This is a genomic window from Pseudomonas sp. 43(2021) (genome assembly GCF_017490805.1).
GTDB lineage: Bacteria > Pseudomonadota > Gammaproteobacteria > Pseudomonadales > Pseudomonadaceae > Aquipseudomonas.
Map to the genome: position 1 here is coordinate 1 of NZ_JAFGYJ010000284.1, position 511 is coordinate 511.

Genomic DNA, 511 nt, shown 5'->3' on the forward strand with positions numbered 1-511 from the left:
TATCAGTGCAATTAATACAACGATGCAGGCCCCGCAGACCGGGGCCTGTGGCTTATTGTCGCACCAGGAATTTCAGATCGCTTGGCGCGTCCATCGGCAGTTTTTGCACGGTTTTGCCCAGCAGACCGCTCTTGGCATCGCGCTCGACGACGACAATCTGGTTGCTCTTCTGGTTGGCAATCAAGACGAATTTACCGCTCGGATCGAGGGCAAATTCGCGCGGGTGATCACCTTCGACCGAGCGCTTTTGCAGCTCTTTGAGCTGACCGGTCGCAGGATCAATGCTGAACACTACGAGCTGATTGGCCGTGCCGCGATTGCTCACGTAGAGAAACTTGCCGTCAGCCGAGGCATGCAGCGCCGCGCCGGCCTTGTCCGAGGTTGGCTGGCCCGCCGCGAGATCGACCAGTTGCGTCTGGGTCAGTACGCCGTCCTTGTAGTCGAACACCGCGACCTGTGCACTCATCTCCATGGTCAGCCAAGCGTGTTTGCCGTCAGCGCTGAACAGCAG

At 58.7% G+C, this 511-nt stretch carries 1 protein-coding gene; it reads right to left on the minus strand.

Going from position 1 to position 511, the window contains the following annotated elements; all coding sequences use genetic code 11:
• Positions 1–52: 52 nt before the first annotated feature.
• Positions 53–511: beta-propeller fold lactonase family protein (locus tag J5M71_RS27230; protein ID WP_207838638.1), on the minus strand; the 459-nt coding region annotated here is incomplete at its 5' end.